This is a genomic window from Nonomuraea sp. NPDC050643, assembly GCF_040654715.1.
GTDB lineage: Bacteria > Actinomycetota > Actinomycetes > Streptosporangiales > Streptosporangiaceae > Nonomuraea.
Genome location: NZ_JBFAIM010000195.1, coordinates 1 through 1,015, shown reverse-complemented (window position 1 = coordinate 1,015; position 1,015 = coordinate 1). Strand labels below are relative to the sequence as shown.

1 protein-coding gene is annotated in these 1,015 nt (G+C 67.3%); it reads left to right on the top strand.

Features of this window, described 5'->3' with window-relative positions; genetic code table 11:
- The coding region (locus tag AB0I15_RS66940) for an acyltransferase domain-containing protein (RefSeq protein ID WP_358121247.1) at positions 1-1,015 on the top strand (1,015 nt) is incomplete at both ends.

Here is a 1,015-nt window from a genome sequence, read left to right as displayed (position 1 = left end):
CCCCTGGCCCACCACCGACCACCCCCGCACAGCCGCCATCTCCTCCTTCGGCATCAGCGGCACCAACGCCCACCTCATCCTCCAACAACCCCCCAACAACCCTCACAAAACGACCACACCGCGCAACAACCCCGTCGTCCCCTGGATCATCTCCGCCAAGAACGACGAAGCCCTCCGCACCCAAGCCCGAAACCTCGCCAAACACACCCGCACCAACCCCACCACCCGACCAGTCGACATCGCCCACGCCCTCGCCACCACCCGCGCCCACTTCCCCCACCGCGCAGCAGTCATAGCCACCACCGCGAAAGAGTTCATCACCGCGCTCGAGGACCTGGCAGCCGGCCGCCCCAACCCCGCAGTGCTGGACCACATCCTGGACACCCACCCCAGCCCAACAGGATCACCCACCACTGGTGGAACAGTCTTCGTCTTCCCAGGTCAAGGTGGTCAATGGCCCGGCATGGGCCGCCGCCTGTACGCGGCCTCCCCGGTCTTCCGGGAGCACCTGGACGCCTGCGCCGAAGCCCTAACCCCGCACACCGACTGGTCCCTGCTCGACGTACTGCACCAACGCGACCACGCGCCCTCCCTGGACCGCGTCGACGTCGTCCAACCGGCCCTGTTCGCGATCATGGTCGCCCTCGCCCGCCTCTGGCAACACCACGGCATCCACCCCGACGCCGTCATCGGCCACTCCCAAGGCGAAATCGCCGCCGCCCACATCGCCGGGGCACTGTCACTGGAAGACGCCGCCCGCGTCGTCACCCTCCGCAGCCAAGCCCTAACAGAACTGGCCGGCCACGGAGCCATGGCCTCAATCTCCCTCCCCGCCACCGATGTGGAAGACCTCCTCACCCAAGAAGTGTCCATCGCCGCCATCAACAGCCCCACCACCACCATCGTCTCCGGCACCCCCACCGCCATCGACAACCTCCTGGCACACCTGGAAACCCGGCAGATCCGAGCCCGCAAAATCAACGTCGACTACGCCTCCCACTGCGCCCACGTCGAA